General features: G+C 45.6%; 17 protein-coding genes. 11 read left to right on the top strand and 6 right to left on the bottom strand.

The features are described from left to right. The first annotated feature begins 25 nt into the window (after window positions 1-25). From ICN11_RS02470 to ICN11_RS02425, 10 genes are all read left to right on the top strand, one after another. Window positions 26-505 carry a DUF3429 family protein gene (locus ICN11_RS02470; RefSeq protein WP_216228996.1) on the top strand — a complete coding sequence of 160 codons (480 nt, stop codon included), beginning with the start codon at window positions 26-28 and terminating at the stop codon, window positions 503-505. A gap of 10 nt (window positions 506-515) precedes the next feature. Beyond that, complete coding sequence (locus tag ICN11_RS02465) at window positions 516-1829, top strand: replication-associated recombination protein A (protein ID WP_216228995.1); 1314 nt, start codon at window positions 516-518, stop codon at window positions 1827-1829. Beyond that, a complete protein-coding gene (locus tag ICN11_RS02460; RefSeq protein WP_216228994.1) occupies window positions 1826-2467 on the top strand; it encodes a 2-hydroxychromene-2-carboxylate isomerase in 642 nt (213 codons plus the stop codon). Before ICN11_RS02465 ends, ICN11_RS02460 begins: the two co-directional genes overlap by 4 nt. Window positions 2468-2519: 52 nt before the next feature. Then, window positions 2520-3095: a peptidylprolyl isomerase gene (locus tag ICN11_RS02455; protein ID WP_216228993.1), complete on the top strand. Its 576-nt coding sequence runs from the start codon at window positions 2520-2522 to the stop codon at window positions 3093-3095. Between the two features lie 37 nt (window positions 3096-3132). Next, a complete protein-coding gene (locus tag ICN11_RS02450) occupies window positions 3133-4959 on the top strand; it encodes a bifunctional chorismate-binding protein/class IV aminotransferase (RefSeq protein ID WP_216228992.1) in 1827 nt (608 codons plus the stop codon). A 9-nt stretch (window positions 4960-4968) separates the two neighbouring features. Further along, on the top strand, window positions 4969-5529 hold the full coding sequence (locus ICN11_RS02445; protein WP_216228991.1) for an NUDIX hydrolase: 561 nt from the start codon (window positions 4969-4971) through the stop codon (window positions 5527-5529). A 13-nt stretch (window positions 5530-5542) separates the two neighbouring features. After that, window positions 5543-6280 carry a leucyl/phenylalanyl-tRNA--protein transferase gene (gene aat / locus ICN11_RS02440; protein ID WP_216229181.1) on the top strand — a complete coding sequence of 246 codons (738 nt, stop codon included), beginning with the start codon at window positions 5543-5545 and terminating at the stop codon, window positions 6278-6280. After that, a complete protein-coding gene (locus ICN11_RS02435; protein WP_216228990.1) occupies window positions 6277-7032 on the top strand; it encodes an arginyltransferase in 756 nt (251 codons plus the stop codon). The genes aat and ICN11_RS02435 overlap by 4 nt, the downstream gene beginning before the upstream one ends. Before the next feature lie 9 nt (window positions 7033-7041). Beyond that, on the top strand, window positions 7042-8073 hold the full coding sequence (locus ICN11_RS02430; RefSeq protein WP_216228989.1) for a quinone-dependent dihydroorotate dehydrogenase: 1032 nt from the start codon (window positions 7042-7044) through the stop codon (window positions 8071-8073). An 85-nt stretch (window positions 8074-8158) separates the two neighbouring features. After that, on the top strand, window positions 8159-8977 hold the full coding sequence (locus ICN11_RS02425; RefSeq protein WP_216228988.1) for an IclR family transcriptional regulator: 819 nt from the start codon (window positions 8159-8161) through the stop codon (window positions 8975-8977). A 28-nt stretch (window positions 8978-9005) separates the two neighbouring features. On the opposite strand, the gene ICN11_RS02420 is transcribed toward ICN11_RS02425, so the two are convergent. Both ICN11_RS02420 and ICN11_RS02415 read right to left on the bottom strand, forming a co-directional pair. Next, a complete protein-coding gene (locus tag ICN11_RS02420) occupies window positions 9006-10046 on the bottom strand; it encodes a serine hydrolase (RefSeq protein ID WP_216228987.1) in 1041 nt (346 codons plus the stop codon). 110 nt (window positions 10047-10156) lie between these two features. Continuing rightward, on the bottom strand, window positions 10157-11044 hold the full coding sequence (locus tag ICN11_RS02415) for a DMT family transporter (RefSeq protein ID WP_216228986.1): 888 nt from the start codon (window positions 11042-11044) through the stop codon (window positions 10157-10159). A gap of 204 nt (window positions 11045-11248) precedes the next feature. On the opposite strand from ICN11_RS02415, the gene ICN11_RS02410 reads away from it, so the two are divergent. Further along, a complete protein-coding gene (locus ICN11_RS02410; protein ID WP_216228985.1) occupies window positions 11249-11794 on the top strand; it encodes a phasin family protein in 546 nt (181 codons plus the stop codon). A gap of 48 nt (window positions 11795-11842) precedes the next feature. On the opposite strand, the gene ICN11_RS02405 is transcribed toward ICN11_RS02410, so the two are convergent. The 4 genes from ICN11_RS02405 to ICN11_RS02390 all read right to left on the bottom strand — a co-directional run bounded on the left by ICN11_RS02405 (window position 11843) and on the right by ICN11_RS02390 (window position 15277). After that, window positions 11843-12127, bottom strand: a complete 285-nt coding sequence (locus ICN11_RS02405) for a DUF4936 family protein (protein WP_216228984.1) — start codon at window positions 12125-12127, stop codon at window positions 11843-11845. Continuing rightward, window positions 12124-12699: a UbiX family flavin prenyltransferase gene (locus ICN11_RS02400; RefSeq protein ID WP_255539860.1), complete on the bottom strand. Its 576-nt coding sequence runs from the start codon at window positions 12697-12699 to the stop codon at window positions 12124-12126. Before ICN11_RS02400 ends, ICN11_RS02405 begins: the two co-directional genes overlap by 4 nt. Before the next feature lie 11 nt (window positions 12700-12710). Further along, complete coding sequence (locus ICN11_RS02395) at window positions 12711-14135, bottom strand: UbiD family decarboxylase (protein ID WP_216228983.1); 1425 nt, start codon at window positions 14133-14135, stop codon at window positions 12711-12713. Window positions 14136-14290: 155 nt separating this feature from the next. Then, a complete protein-coding gene (locus tag ICN11_RS02390; RefSeq protein WP_216228982.1) occupies window positions 14291-15277 on the bottom strand; it encodes a tripartite tricarboxylate transporter substrate binding protein in 987 nt (328 codons plus the stop codon).

Here is a 15277-nt window from a genome sequence, read left to right as displayed (position 1 = left end):
AGCCAACTTAAATAAAGAAGTATTTGTGAACCCATTACCACCCTTAGTTCGTAAATTAGCCTACGCCGGCCTAATCCCATTTATTGGCCTCGCCTTAATGGTGCAGTTGGCGCCAACCCCACTCAATTATTTGAGCGCAGAGTCCCTAGCTGGTTATGGAGCAGTGATCACTGCGTTCATGGGTGCATTACATTGGGGCGCTAATTTGCATACACTAGGTAAAGCACCTCCGGGTGATCGCTGGGAAGATCGGAATGCCTGGATTTGGGGTGTGATCCCAGCATTAGTAGCCTGGGTTGCGCTACACATTTATATTCCAGTTGGCCTGGTCATCTTGGCATCTGCTTTAGTTATCCAGCGCAATATTGATAAAGAAACCTATCAATACTATTTTTCTAGTGATGAGGCTTGTGCAGCTTTTATCACTTTACGCAATCGACTCACATTAGTTTCTGCCAGCTGCTTAATTTGGGCAGCTCTTGTAATTTTGTTTGTACAGAATTAAATCTGTCGCCATGGGCAATCTATTTGATCAAGCACCTCCGCCTCCACTGGCAGAGGCCTTACGCCCAAAAACGATTGAAGAAGTCATTGGGCAAACGCACCTACTGGCTACAGGCAAGCCCCTCAATTTAGCCTTTGCCTCAGGCAAGCCTCACTCAATGATTCTGTGGGGTCCGCCAGGGGTTGGCAAGACCACCCTGGCAAGACTTTCCGCTAAGGCATTTGATCGCGAGTTCATCGCAATATCAGCAGTACTTGCAGGCGTAAAAGAAATCCGCGAGGCTATTGAGCAAGCTCAACAAAGCATGTCTCAATATGGTCGACAAACTATTTTGTTTGTAGATGAGATTCATCGCTTTAATAAGAGCCAACAAGATGCCTTATTGCCGCATGTTGAGTCTGGCTTGTTTACCTTTATCGGCGCGACTACTGAAAACCCTTCATTTGAGGTGAACTCAGCCCTGCTCTCGAGAGCACAAGTCTATGTACTGAAATCCTTAGCCGCCTCAGAGTTAAAGCAATTATTTGATCGAGCACGCGAATTTGCAATGCCTGATATTGCTTTCCAGGCTGATGCAATTGACAGTCTGATCTCTCATGCAGATGGCGATGCTAGGCGACTGCTCAATTTGGTTGAGCAAGTTCGTAACGCAGTTACCACCCCTAACTCCAACATAACAACTGTTGACCAACAGTTCATTGAGAATGCCTTAACTGTTCAGGCCCGCCGCTTTGATAAAGGCGGAGATCATTTTTATGATCAGATCTCTGCCCTGCATAAATCGGTACGTGGTTCCAATCCGGATGCAGCGCTGTATTGGTTTTGCCGAATGTTAGATGGTGGAGCAGATCCGCGCTATCTCGCCCGAAGAATTATTCGCATGGCTTGGGAGGATATTGGTCTTGCAGATCCAAGAGCAATGCAACTGGCAAATGATGCCGCCCAAACTTTTGAGCGGCTAGGCTCACCTGAGGGTGAACTGGCACTTGGGCAAGCGGTTGTCTATCTAGCCATTGCCGCCAAAAGTAATGCTAGCTACAAAGCCTACAACGCAGCAAGAGCCTATGTTGCGAATGATCAAAGTAAGCCAGTGCCTAATCATTTACGCAATGCTCCGACCAAACTCATGAAAGAGTTGGGACACGGTAAAGAATATCGCTACGCACATGATGAGCCACATGCTTATGCTGCTGGAGAATCTTATCTCCCGGAAGGAATGGCAGAGCCACATTGGTATGAGCCAGTTGATCGAGGCTTAGAGAGTCAGATTGCTGAGAAGATGGCTTTCTTACGCAAGTTAGATGAGGAATCGAATAAGAAATGATTCAAAAGCTAAAGGGTGCAACTCCAATTGCCGGGACTTTTTATTACGACATCATCTCTCCTTTCTCGTATTTCTACATCAAGCAGCGTCATCGCTTTGATCAGCGCGTCAATATTCAACCAGTCCCGATCTTGCTCGGCGGCCTCTTTCGAGCAACTGATAATCGCGGACCTGGAGAAATAGAGGCAAAGCGCCCTCACACCTACCAATATTGCGTATGGCTTGCTGAAAAGCTAGGTTTACCATTTCAGTTTCCAGATCACCACCCTTTCTTGACGGTGGCTGCGCAGCGTCTACTTGCACAGCAAGACGCCCAATGGGAAATGGTTGAACGTGCATTTGAATATGTTTGGGTAGAAGGCAAGGACCCCAATCTATCCTGGCCAGAATTCTGCCAATACCTTGGTTTGGCAGCGGATACACCGAAACCAGATGCACCTGAAATCAAAGCTAAACTGATTAGCAATACAGAGAAAGCCAAAGCAGATGGTGCATTTGGCGTGCCAACTCTGGTAATTGATGGTCATGCGTTTTGGGGAGTGGATACCATCGACTGGGCTTTGGATTATCTAGATAGGCCCGAGATGTTCGAAGAGGCGGCTTATCAGCGCGCGGGCAAGATGCCATCTGGTCTTTGAGCAATACAATAAGATTTATTCCATTTTTACTAGATTTTTAAGGACATTCGCTATGCGCAAAATCATTGCCTCCCTATTCTTGATTTCGAGCCTAATAGCTAGCGCAGCATGCTTTGCAGGCCCTAAGGTTGAGTTTAAAACCACCATGGGTAATTTTGTTGTTGAACTTGATTCAGTAAAAGCACCAAAAACCACTGCCAACTTTTTGAACTACGTTAATAGTGGGTTTTATAACGGCACTATTTTTCACCGTGTGATCGATGGCTTCATGATTCAGGGTGGCGGATTTACTCCAGATTTAGTTCAAAAACCCACCAATGCACCGGTGGCTTCAGAAGCTCAAAATGGACTCAAGAATGACACCTACACCATTGCAATGGCTCGCACAATGGATCCTGATTCCGCGACAGCCCAGTTCTTTATTAACGTTAAAGATAATGAAGGCTTGAATTATCCGAACGCTCAAGGTAATGGCTACACCGTATTTGGAAAAGTCATTTCTGGCACGCAAACCATTGATGCCATCCGCAAGATTCCTACTATGGTTGCACCAGCACCCAGAATGGGGCGCATGGCAGATGTTCCTAGCAAGACGGTTACGATTGAATCCGCTACTGTTCTCAAGTAAATTCTCTAGGCCTATTTGAGCTCTGATGGTCAATAGCATGATCTTGCTCGATGATGCCCAGAGCACTCAGGCTAGGCCTAGCAGCCGCCTCTATGAAAATGCCCTTCAACACTGGACTGTCTACCCCCAGTCCAGCCACGCCGAAACAAATACTGCTGTAGATCTATGCCTGCAGGATATTCGCAAAGCATTAAGTCAGGGCGAATATGTTGTTGCTGCCTTTGCTTATGAATTGGGTCTATACATTCATAAAATTGATCGGCCTACTGCTGGAGATAAGAAAAGTCATCCACTAATACAGGCATGGTCTTTTGAATCTTATGAGAGCTTAAGTAAAGAAGGTGTTGATACCTTCATTGAGAATCGCATTTCAGCTCTAAGACCTGAAGCTCAAGTTGCAGGCGTTGCTAATCTTCATTTCTCTATTAATGAAGAGCAATTCAAGTCTGATATTGAGACTATTCAAGAGTACATTCGTAATGGTGATACGTATCAAATCAATCATACCTTTCGGATTACGGGAGAATCCTATGGTGACCCTCTTGCACTGTATGCACGATTAAGAAGTCGCCAGCCGGGAAGATTTGGTGCATTTATTGAGAGTGCCTCGAACTACATTCTTTCTCAGTCTCCTGAGTTATTTATCCAGAAACAAGGCGGCACTCTAAAGGCTATGCCTATGAAAGGCACCGCTAGTGCACTGAATGATTCAGCGGAGCACTTATCAGCAGATGCCAAGAATCAAGCGGAGAACGTCATGATTGTCGATTTGCTACGCAATGATCTGAGTCGCTTGGCCTTACCGGGAACCGTTTCCGTTCCAGAGCTCTTTGAGGTTGCTAGGTACGGTGATGTATTACAGATGACATCCACCGTTCAGGCTGAGATAAAACCGGGAATTGAGCTACGTGATGTACTCAATGCTGTCTTTCCTTGTGGCTCTGTAACTGGAGCCCCCAAGAAACGCAGTATGCAAATCATCCAAGAATTAGAATCACAAGATCGCGGCTACTATTGCGGTGCACTTGGCTGGATGGATCCTGGTGGTGACTTTGCATTTAGCGTTCCTATTCGCACGCTTGAAATTGAACGGGATAACGATTCGCATGCTGCGCCATTTACATTAGGTATCGGCGCCGGCATTACGATTGATTCTGAAGCTTCGCAAGAATGGGAAGAATGTCAGATTAAAGCGGCGTTCTTAAGTAAGCTCCCTAGTAAGCTGGGCTTATTTGAAACAATCTTAGTTCGGCAAGGTAAAGCTCAGCATCTGCAACTTCACTTAGAGCGCTTGTCTGATTCAGCCTTAGCGCTTGGCATTCCCCACTCTATGAGCGACATAAGCAAGGCTATTGAGGATGCTTGCGAAAACGTCTCTTGCGATACCGACTACCGCTTGCGATTGGATTTGGATCATTCAGGCAAGCCCAGCCATCAAATATCCCCAATAAGTCCATTAGCAAATTCCGTAAAGATTTTTTGGGCAAGTGACATTCTTCCTATCCCAGGTAATGCCACCCTTCACTCTGGCAATGTTTTACTGAAACATAAAGTGAGCTGTAGAGGTATTTATGACCAGGCCTGGAAAGTAGCAGAAGAACATGGCGGCTTTGATGCTCTTTTTGTTAATGAACAAGGCTTTGTTACCGAGGGCGGAAGAAGCAGCATCTTTATTAAGTCTGGCCATCGCTGGCTTACGCCACCAGTCACAGCGGGTCTACTGCCAGGGGTAATGAGGTCAATCATATTGAATGATCCCAAATGGAATGCCCATGAGGCAAACCTGACTATTGATGATGTCAAAAATGCAAAAGAGATTATGCTTAGCAATGCACTACGTGCCCACATCCCCGCCCATTTTTAGAAAGACCGCATGAAGTTTTGCTCGCACTGCGCAGCACCTATTAGCATCAAGATTCCTGCGGATGATTCGCGGGAACGTCATGTTTGCGATTCTTGCGGAAGCATTCATTATTTCAATCCACGCAACGTGGTCGGCAGCATTCCCGTCTTTGGCAAAAAGGTTTTATTGTGTCGTCGTGCCATAGAACCTCGCCATGGCTATTGGACTCTTCCCGCTGGATTTATGGAACTTGGTGAAAGCACCAGCACTGGTGCAGCAAGGGAAACTCAAGAGGAGGCTGGCGCCATTGTTGAGATCGGCCCGCTGTACTCCCTACTTAATGTGCCACATGCTGAGCAAGTTCACCTCTTCTATCTAGCCACAATGACTTCAGCTGACTTTCAAGCTGGCGAAGAGAGTCTAGAAGTTGCGCTATTTAATGAGCAAGATATTCCGTGGAGTGAGATTGCCTTTCCAACCGTAAAACAAACTTTAGAGTGGTTCTTTGCTGATCGCGCTGCAGGAGTATTCGATTCAGGCATTGAGTTTGGTGTTCGCAGCAGAGATATTCTGCCAACAGAAAAAATCTAATCATCGCAAGCGCATGAGCAATATCAACTGGCTAGGATCTCAGGATGAATTTCCTAACCCAATTGATTGCGCAGATCCAGACCCGAGCGTTCCTGGCTTAATAGCAGTCAGTGAGCGCATCTATCCAGGGCAACTAGCTCGCGCCTACCGAATGGGAATATTCCCCTGGTACTCAGATAATCAGCCAGTCTTATGGTGGTCACCCAACCCCCGAATGGTATTAAAGCCTAAGAACTTTAAGTGCCATGACTCGCTGAAGAAAACTATTCGACACTTTTTAACGGATCCGCAAAAAAATATCTGTGTTGATAATGATTTCGGAGCAGTCGTTCGCTCTTGCGCAACCGCCAGGAGAAAAGATCAAGATGGCACATGGATTACCCATGAAATCATGGATGCTTATACGCAACTTCACGAGCAAGGTCATGCACACAGTATTGCGGTAACTGAAAATGGTCTATTGGTTGGCGGCCTCTATTGCGTTGCATTTGGTGGAATGGTTTTCGGAGAATCCATGTTTAGCCATCAAACAGATGCCTCCAAAATTGCCTTGGCTGCTCTCTCCGCTTGGTGCGAGCTACATCAAGTCGAAATGATTGACTGTCAGCAAGAAACAGCGCACCTGGATTCTTTGGGGGCTGCACCAATATCTCGGGATGAATTTTTGACTCATCTGCAAATTAAGTTAAAGCAAACTAATATAGAGATTCCTTGGACATTTGATAAAGCAATTTTGCGTCACTGGCTATGACCCAATTAAATGAGCTACCTTTAACCGAGCTTCAGTTCTATGCGACGGCACCCTATCCTTGCAGCTATCTGCCGGGCAAGATTGCTCGCTCGCAGGTAGCTACACCCTCACACCTCATACATGCTGATTTATATGGTGAACTAGTCAATGCAGGTTTTCGTCGTAGCGGTCTATATACCTATCGACCCTATTGCGATGAATGCAATGCTTGCACAGCAACCCGCATACCAGTAAAACAGTTTGCGCCCAATCGCAGTCAAAAGCGCTCCTGGAAAAAACATGCGGGGCTTGATATTCGCGTTCTGAATTTGGGCTACCAAGAGGAACACTATCAGCTTTATCAAGCCTACCAAAGCAATCGTCATTCTGGCGGCGATATGGATCAAGGTAGTGAAGATAGCCAAGATCAGTACATGCAATTTCTATTGCAAAGTCGAGTGAACTCGAGAATCGTTGAGTTTCGCGATGGTCCGCATGACCCCCATCCAGGACGTCTTCGGATGGTGAGCATGATTGATGTCTTAGATCAGGGTATTTCGTCTGTGTACACCTTCTTTGATACCAGCAATACATCTGCCAGCTATGGGAGTTTTAGCATCCTGTGGCAAATTCAGCAGGCCCTAGAATTAGATCTGCCCTATCTATATCTCGGCTACTACATTGAGAATAGTGAAAAAATGTCCTATAAGGCCAAGTTCCAACCCATTGAAGGATTAATGGATGATCATTGGCAACCCATCATTGGGCCATAATATCTACCCATGATCGATAGTTACCCTCTTCTACGCCCCTGGCTATTTTCTTTAGACCCAGAGCAAGCGCATAACCTGACCTTGAGCAATCTTGATCGCGCGCAGCGCTGGGGCTTATTGCGTCACCTAGTTGAGCAACCTGCTGCCGATCCCAGAAACTTATGCGGCATTACTTTTCCGAATCCAGTTGGGCTTGCAGCCGGGCTAGATAAGGATGGCAAACACATTGATGCCCTTGGCTCCTTAGGTTTTGGTTTTTTAGAGATCGGTACAGTCACACCGAAGCCACAACCCGGCAATCCAAAGCCTCGCATGTTTCGCTTGCCGCAAGCACAGGCCATCATTAATCGCATGGGCTTCAATAATGACGGCGTCGATGCATGCGTTAAGCGTGTTCGCAATTCTTCATATTGGCAAAATGGTGGCATCGTTGGTTTAAACATCGGCAAGAACGCGAGCACCCCAATCGAGAATGCTGCTAGCGATTACGTCACGGCCATGGAAGCGGTTTACGAGGTTGCCTCATACATTACCGTCAATATCTCGTCACCCAATACACAGAATTTACGCGCTCTTCAAGGCGAAGAGATGTTACGCGCTTTACTTGGCTCCCTACATTTAGCACGTGAAGCACTATGCGATATGCATGGTGTTCGCAAACCTCTCTTTTTAAAGATTGCACCAGATCTAGATCAAAATGACATCAAACTCATCGCCGATCTTTTACTTGAATTTAAGATTGATGCAATCATCGCTACCAATACAACAATTGCCCGTGAAGCGGTACAAGGTCTTGAATTTGGTCAAGAAGCTGGCGGCTTGTCAGGCGCTCCAGTTCGCGCCGCCTCTACCGAAGTAGTTAAGAGTCTGAAGCAGTATTTAGGTGATGCCATTCCGATTATTGGCGTTGGCGGTATTCTGTGTGGCAAGGATGCAGAGGAAAAAATCGAGGTCGGTGCTAGCTTAGTTCAACTCTATAGCGGTCTAATCTATCGTGGCCCAAAACTGATTTCTGAGTGTGCAGCTGCATTAAAAAACTAACTTAGTAGGACCCAAACCCGCTTTTTCGTATTGAAACTGCATTTCATATTGTGCAATTTTGCTAAAAATCGCTACAATTGACAGCATGACAACGAGCAAACCCGAAAAAGTAGCAAAAGTACCTGGCGAGGCTGGCAAAACAGCCATCCAGGTAGTTGAGCGCATGATGAACCTGCTCGATGCCCTAGCAACACACGAAGAGTCTAGTAGCCTTAAAAATCTTGCTGAGGAGACCGATTTACACCCCTCTACGGCGCATCGCATCCTAAACGATCTAGTTGCCTGTCGCCTAGTTGAGCGTGGCGATGGCGGCACTTATCGTCTCGGCCTGAAGTTGCTCGAGCTTGGCAATTTGGTTAAGGCACGTCTTTCAGTTCGCGAGGCAGCTCAAGCACCGATGCGAGCTCTACATAAACTCACTGGTGAGACCATCAACCTTTCAGTACGCCAAGGTGATGAAATTGTTTACATTGACCGCGCATATAGCGAGCGCTCTGGTATGCAAGTAGTTCGTGCCATTGGTGGTCGTGCGCCGCTCCACCTCACATCGGTAGGTAAATTGTTTCTAGCAAGCGATGACCCTAGCCAAGTTCGAGCCTATGTCACCCGCACTGGTTTAGCTGGGCATACCAGAAATAGCATTACCGAATTAGGAAAATTAGATTCAGAACTCAATCAAGTGCGTAAATTAGGTCACGCTCGTGATAATGAAGAATTAGAGCTCGGCGTGAGCTGCGTTGCTGCAGAGATTTTTGATGACAGCGGTAAGTTAGTGGCGGGACTGTCGCTAAGCTCCCCAACGGATCGCATTCAAGCAGATTGGTTGAAGCTATTACAAGATACGGCTTTGCAGATTTCTAAGGGCATGGGTTACAAACCCAAGGTCAACGACCCAAATTCCTAAAACTGAATTTCGTTTGCGAATGGAATTCTTACATTAAGCGACGAATTGCATGCGGCTCACCAGAGGGCATACGCTCATACCAGTCGCGCACCCTTACAGCATCTGCAAAGCGTGACTGCGTGCCTACAGAGTCCAAGAAAACCAGTAATAACGGGGTATTGTTTACTCTAGCCTGCATAACCAAGCACTTGCCAGCCGCATTAATAAAGCCCGTTTTTTGGAGGCCGATATTCATATCGCCAGCACGTACCAGACGATTGGTGTTCAAGAATTTCTGTGGACGCTTTGCAATCACCATTGTTAAATCTGGCCAAGTCGAAAACTCGCGAATCATTTTGTATTGATAAGCAGTGCTTAACATGCGCGTGAGATCTTCTGCCGATGCCACGTTCTCACTCATTAACCCAGTTGGATCTGCAAAATGAGAATGCGTCATGCCAATCTCTTTAGCCTTGCGATTCATAGCATCTACAAATGCTGGGATGCCGCCTGGATAATTTCGACCAAGAGTATATGCGGCGCGGTTTTCAGAGGACATCAGTGCTAACAACAAGGCTTCTTCACGAGTTAAGACTGTGCCGCCTGCAAGACGTGAAGTTCTATAGATATGAACGTCATCCGCATTGATGACAATAGTTTCATCAAGGGGTAATTTAGAGTCGAGAACCACCATTGCAGTCATTAACTTGGTGATGGAGGCAATCGGAAGACTTACAGAAGAGTTCTTCTCGAAATAAACCTCTTTAGTGTCTTGATTAACTACCATTGCAACGCTGGACTTCAGACTGAGGTCATCGTGCTGACCGCGCAATCCTAAGGCGGTTGCAAATGAAGGTCTAGCTACTACAACTGGATCGCTAGATCGTGTAACAGTTGTTCGAACGGCTTTGGATTTCTTGGAAGATTTTGCAACTTTCTTCACCTCTACTTTGGTGGGCGCCTTTGCGGATGATTTAGAAGTCTTCGCTGCTTGGGAATCCTTATTGGCTGCACTTACCTGAAAAGAAAGGGCTACGCCAAATGACATAAATACAGCTAGAGCGATGAGCCTAAATCGATTCAAATACATCCCCAATTACCTTCCAAAACTTTTAACATACCGAATGATAAATAACTTTTGCTTCTATGCAGCAATTATTGGCCGCATAGGGAGTAAAAAATGCTTGCTTATGGTGCCGCCTACTCCGCAATCGTCGCAATAACACTGGCCTGCCCGCGATTGACCAGTACTACGCCAGTCATGGTGAGCAATAAGCCCCCTGCCATCATTAAAGTGAATGGCTCATCAAATAGGAACCATGCCATTACTGCAGTGGTTGGCGGCGTCAAATACAAGAGGCTCGTTACCCTGGTTGCCGCCCCTTTACGAATCATCATAAAGAGCAAGCTAATCGATCCTATGGAGAGCGGGAAAATTGCCCAAAGTAATGCGCCAACAACGGAAGCATTCCACACCATGATTCCGGACTCAAAGTAATACATACAAATAAAGCAGAGGACGGCTGACACGCCGAACTGAATAGATGAGCCAGCGCGAAGATCGAACACTGGGCAAAATTTCTTCTGATAGAGAGTGCCAAATGTTATTGAAAGCAAAGCGGCAAAGGCAAGGACATAACTAAACAAAGGGATATGGGCGAAACCAATTTTTTCCGCCACCACTAAAGCCACACCAGCAAAACCAAAGCCTAAACCAATCCACTGACGGCCAGTTACCCTCTCAGAAACCCAGGCGGCAAACCAAGCAGTCAAAATTGGCTGCAAGCCCACAATGATGGCCACTAGGCCAGCAGTCATTCCCAAACGTACAGCAAACCAAACGCCTAGTAAATAGCCAAACTGAAGCAACATCCCAGCAACTGCGATGTGCTTGATTTGAGACCAGCTTGGCCAGCTTATTCGCCACACTAGACTAAGGCAAGCCATGGCCATCAAGACGCCTGCAAATCGCCAAAATAAGAAAGTGGCTGGCTCCACATAGGGCATTGCTAAACGAGCAATCACAAAGCCAGTACTCCAGATCAATACGAATAACGGCGCTATTAAGCTGTCTAGCTTCAATTTCATGGATAACTTATTGAAAATATGGAGTTTTTATTTAACCCCTAATTTTAGGCTTTTTTCCATACCTTCATCCCCCTATATAAATGGCCTAGCATATTATGTTGCACTGCACCATAATTACTGTAAAATGGTGCGTAATTAAATTGACAAGCTCGAGATAAAGCTCATAGTCATGAAAGAGAGTGAGTCCACATGAAAGGGATTGAAATGAACTTAACGCCAGAACAAATAGCCGCAGCGCAAAAAGCGAATTTAGAGACTTTGAGCGGACTTACCAATCAAGCTCTTCAAAGCATAGAGAAATTGGTAGAGCTTAATATGCATATTGCCAAGCAAAGCTTAGGCGATAGTATGAGCAGCGCTAAGAAAGCTTTAGAAGTAAAAGATATCCAACAACTCCTGGCGCATCAAGCAGAAGCTGTTCAGCCAATGGCTGAAAAAATCATGGCTTATAGTCGCCATCTATATGAATTAGCTCACGAGACACAAGCCAACTTTACCAAGTCTGCTGAAAAAGAGATGCAAGCGGGTCAGAAAAAAATCAATGCCTTGGTAGAAGACTGGACGAAAAATGCCCCAGCTGGATCTGATGCTGCCGTACTTGCTATGAAACAAGCAATTGCATCTGCTAATAATGTTTTTGAGACCAGTCAAAAAGCCGTCAAACATGCAGTGGAAGTAGCGCAAAGCAATCTCAGCAAGGCAGCTAACTCAACAACCACAAGCGCTAGCAAGGTAAGCAAAAAGAAATAGTCTGTCAGCAGTAGCAACTGATTGGCCTCGAATTTCGAGGTCAATTTTTTATGAGTCTATCGGCACAAATAATTCATTAAGACGTGGTTGTGGCAAACCCTCCTCATGTGCAAGCTGATCAAGCCTCAATCGAAATTGCGGAAGTGCGTCATCATTCAGCCTATAGATCTCCATCCAGGTTTCCCTACCAGCATCATCTCTATTCGGTCTTTTTAATAAATCATATTTAAGAGCAGGAAACTCCTTAGCAAGTTGCTCCTGTACACCTTTAACTATGCTAGATACCCCTGGCAATTCATCGACCAGAAATTTATAGTAAACATAGAGATTCATTTTTCACCGCCCATGCCATCCCAACGCTTGACCATATTGTTATCAAGATCAAAAAGGTCTAAGCATCTTCCCACCGTATGATTAACCATCTCATCTAAAGTAGCTGGTTTGGCATAAAAAGCAGGAACTGGCGGCATCACAATGGCGCCGTACTCAGTGACCTGAGTCATCGAACGCAAGTGTCCAGCATGAAGCGGGGTCTCCCTGACTAATAATACTAGGCGGCGGCGCTCTTTTAAAATGACATCGGCTGCACGAGAAACCAAGCTACTGGTAACTCCAGTAGCAATTTCGGAGAGCGTCCGGATTGAGCAAGGTGCAATCACCATTCCCATGGTATGAAAGGAGCCCGAAGATATTGAGGCTCCAATATTTTTTGCCGAGTGAACAAAATCAGCCAAGCCTTCAATTTGTGCGGACTTATAGTCCGTCTCTGCCGCCATCGTTAATTTTGCTGAGTCGCTCATCACAAGATGTGATTCAACATTTAAATTCTTTAAAGCTTCCAGAATGCGAACGCCGTAAATTGTTCCAGATGCTCCGGTAATGGCAACTATCAAACGCTTTTTCAAAAAATCACTCCTTACTTTTGATTCAGAAAGGATGCAATAGAGACACTGGGATCGAGAACCTGATTCAAATCAACAACTTCTTCTCCGGGTATGCGAACCTTTGTAAAAACATGCCCTTCGTATGCAAGCGGCTTAGTGGCATCAAAACCAACTTTAGAGCTCATACCTTGATACGAGGCAGGAATCACACCATCAGCATCCACTTGCAAGCCAACAGTTGTAGAGGGATCCAGCACAGAGCCCTGAGCATCATGTATGACCACTAAATCATGCTTAGCCTGAAAGCGTGTGGCAATAGCCCACTCAACCTGAATAGGGTCATGTACATCAACATCCTCATCAACTACTATCACATGCTTGACATCGTAATGGGAACTAAATGCTCCAAGGATGACGTTCTTAGGCAACCCCTCATGGGTTTTCTTAATCTGCACATATAGATGGTATCGACCAACGCCTCCCAGCGAAAGATGTACATCACGAACACTCGGAAAGCTCCGCTTGAGGTGAGAAAGAATAGTGGATTCGCGAGGTATTGAACCGAGTAGCAAATGCTCTAGTTCGGCAGGAATAATCGTATGGAAAATCGGATCGTTTCGATGTGTAACTGCATCAACCACAATCACTTGGCGCTTTTCTTGGGAGCTATAGTATTTAGGAAACTCACCAAATGGCCCCTCAATTTCGCGAACTTTTGGAGGGATATGTCCCTCAATCACAATTTCAGCGTTTGCAGGAACTAACACATCATTCGTAAGGCATGAAACAACATCTAAAGGCTTGCCATGAAGTGCACCAGCAATTTCGAGCTCATCTGAATCGATTGGTGCAATTGCCTGAGACGCAAGCAATGTTAATGGGTCAACACCAATAACTACTGCAACCGGTAAAGCCTGATTCATTTCTTCTGCAGCTTGCTGAAAAACATGTAAATGGCGGGGCAAAATTAGCACAGCCATTCGGTCTTTTGAATTGACCTGTATACGATTGATCGATACATTCTGAACACCGGTTTTTGGATTTTTTGCAATCACCAAACCTGCAGTAATGTAAGGACCGCTATCATGCTCACTATGTGTGGGGACTGGCAGCAGAACTCTCAAATCAAAATCTTTATGGACGATTTGCTGACATGGTGCGTCTTTGACAATATGACAAGGCAATGGATTATCAGCAGCAGCTCTAAAGGAGTCCAAAAGCCGCCCCTCTTCAACGCCCATCGCCTCGGCAATCCAAGCTCTAGAGGACATAAATCCTGATACAACAGGAATGGCATGACCATCAGGAGCAGGGAAAAGCACCCCGCTCTCACCATCTAACTTTTTAGCAATAGCAGCGAGCTGATGCTTCAATGCAATATTCTTTTTAGTTGCAACCAGCCGATTCGTTTGGACTAACTGCTTAAGCCAAGGTCTGAGTTCGGTATATTTTTTCATAATAATTCACGGTTGGAGTAATTAAAAAGCACTTAAACCCCAGACCCTCGAAGGTCTTGAGCTTTTAAGCGCGGAATTAAATCATTGGAGTCGATGAGCAACTCAATAAACGCAAGTTGATTTGATTCAAGGACCCGTTGAGCCATATCCGTAAACTACTCTGGCGTAATACCTGATTGAGCAACAACCTTTTTCCAGATTTCCATTTGTTTCTTAATGAAAATCTCAAATTGTGGGCTTGTTCCACCATCTGGTACAACACCCTGCTCTTGGAATGTTTTTTTGATATCGTCTTGTTTCAAGATTAAATTAATTTGCTTATTTAACTTATCAACAACCGCTGAAGGTGTTCCGGCTGGCACAACAAATCCATGCCAAGAGGATGCTTCATAACCTTTAACACCTGACTCATTAATCGTGGGAACCTCCGGCATCATCGAGGATCTAGACTCAGTTGCGATAGCGATAGGTCTAATTTTTCCAGACTGGAGAAATGGGCGAACATGGGGATATGCGTCAAAAGCAACCTCAACTTGACCGCCAGCCAAATCTGTTAACAAGGGTGTACTGCCCTTGTAGGGAACTTGATTAAGGCTTGTACCAGACATACTCTCAAATAACACCATTGATAAATGGTTTGAAGATCCGGGGCCTGAAGATCCATAGTTAACGGAGCCAGGCTTTGCTTTAGCTAAAGCCAATAGATCACCAGTTGTTTTAATAGGAGAATTTGAGTTGACGACCAACACCATTGGGGATCTACCAGCCAAAATGACTGGGGTAAACGCCTTTAGAGTGTCATAAGGTAGCGATTTATACAAATACGGGTTTGCTGAAAATGGAAACTGCGCAACCAACATCGTATAGCCGTCTGGAGCAGACTTTGCCACATAATTGCTGCCAATAACCGTTCCTGCCCCTGGCTTATTTTCGACAACTACCGTCTTGCCCCAAGCATCACTGAGTTTTTTTCCCACGATGCGGCCTAGTGTGTCGTTAAATCCACCTGGTGGATATGGGACAACAATCGTAATTGGTTTGTCTGGATATGAATCCGCGCTTTGCGCGTATACACAGCCTACCGATGAAATAAGCATCCCAAACACTAATGACAGAATACTTAACTTTAAATGTACTTTCAT

Source organism: Polynucleobacter sp. 78F-HAINBA, assembly GCF_018882325.1.
Classification (GTDB): Bacteria; Pseudomonadota; Gammaproteobacteria; order Burkholderiales; family Burkholderiaceae; genus Polynucleobacter.
The sequence above is the reverse complement of the archived record's forward strand: the minus strand, read 5'-3'. Positions and strand labels throughout refer to the sequence as shown.

Bases quoted from the DNA above. Each gene is read 5' to 3' on its own strand.
- ICN11_RS02450 (WP_216228992.1), top strand. From the start codon at position 3,133: ATGATCTTGCTCGATGATGCCCAGAGCACTCAGGCTAGGCCTAGCAGC.
- aat (WP_216229181.1), top strand. From the start codon at position 5,543: ATGAGCAATATCAACTGGCTAGGATCTCAGGATGAATTTCCTAACCCA.
- ICN11_RS02405 (WP_216228984.1), bottom strand. From the start codon at position 12,127: ATGAATCTCTATGTTTACTATAAATTTCTGGTCGATGAATTGCCAGGG.
- ICN11_RS02420 (WP_216228987.1), bottom strand. From the start codon at position 10,046: ATGTATTTGAATCGATTTAGGCTCATCGCTCTAGCTGTATTTATGTCA.
- ICN11_RS02465 (WP_216228995.1), top strand. From the start codon at position 516: ATGGGCAATCTATTTGATCAAGCACCTCCGCCTCCACTGGCAGAGGCC.
- ICN11_RS02425 (WP_216228988.1), top strand. From the start codon at position 8,159: ATGACAACGAGCAAACCCGAAAAAGTAGCAAAAGTACCTGGCGAGGCT.
- ICN11_RS02445 (WP_216228991.1), top strand. From the start codon at position 4,969: ATGAAGTTTTGCTCGCACTGCGCAGCACCTATTAGCATCAAGATTCCT.
- ICN11_RS02430 (WP_216228989.1), top strand. From the start codon at position 7,042: ATGATCGATAGTTACCCTCTTCTACGCCCCTGGCTATTTTCTTTAGAC.
- ICN11_RS02410 (WP_216228985.1), top strand. From the start codon at position 11,249: ATGAACTTAACGCCAGAACAAATAGCCGCAGCGCAAAAAGCGAATTTA.
- ICN11_RS02435 (WP_216228990.1), top strand. From the start codon at position 6,277: ATGACCCAATTAAATGAGCTACCTTTAACCGAGCTTCAGTTCTATGCG.
- ICN11_RS02415 (WP_216228986.1), bottom strand. From the start codon at position 11,044: ATGAAATTGAAGCTAGACAGCTTAATAGCGCCGTTATTCGTATTGATC.
- ICN11_RS02460 (WP_216228994.1), top strand. From the start codon at position 1,826: ATGATTCAAAAGCTAAAGGGTGCAACTCCAATTGCCGGGACTTTTTAT.
- ICN11_RS02390 (WP_216228982.1), bottom strand. From the start codon at position 15,277: ATGAAAGTACATTTAAAGTTAAGTATTCTGTCATTAGTGTTTGGGATG.
- ICN11_RS02395 (WP_216228983.1), bottom strand. From the start codon at position 14,135: ATGAAAAAATATACCGAACTCAGACCTTGGCTTAAGCAGTTAGTCCAA.
- ICN11_RS02455 (WP_216228993.1), top strand. From the start codon at position 2,520: ATGCGCAAAATCATTGCCTCCCTATTCTTGATTTCGAGCCTAATAGCT.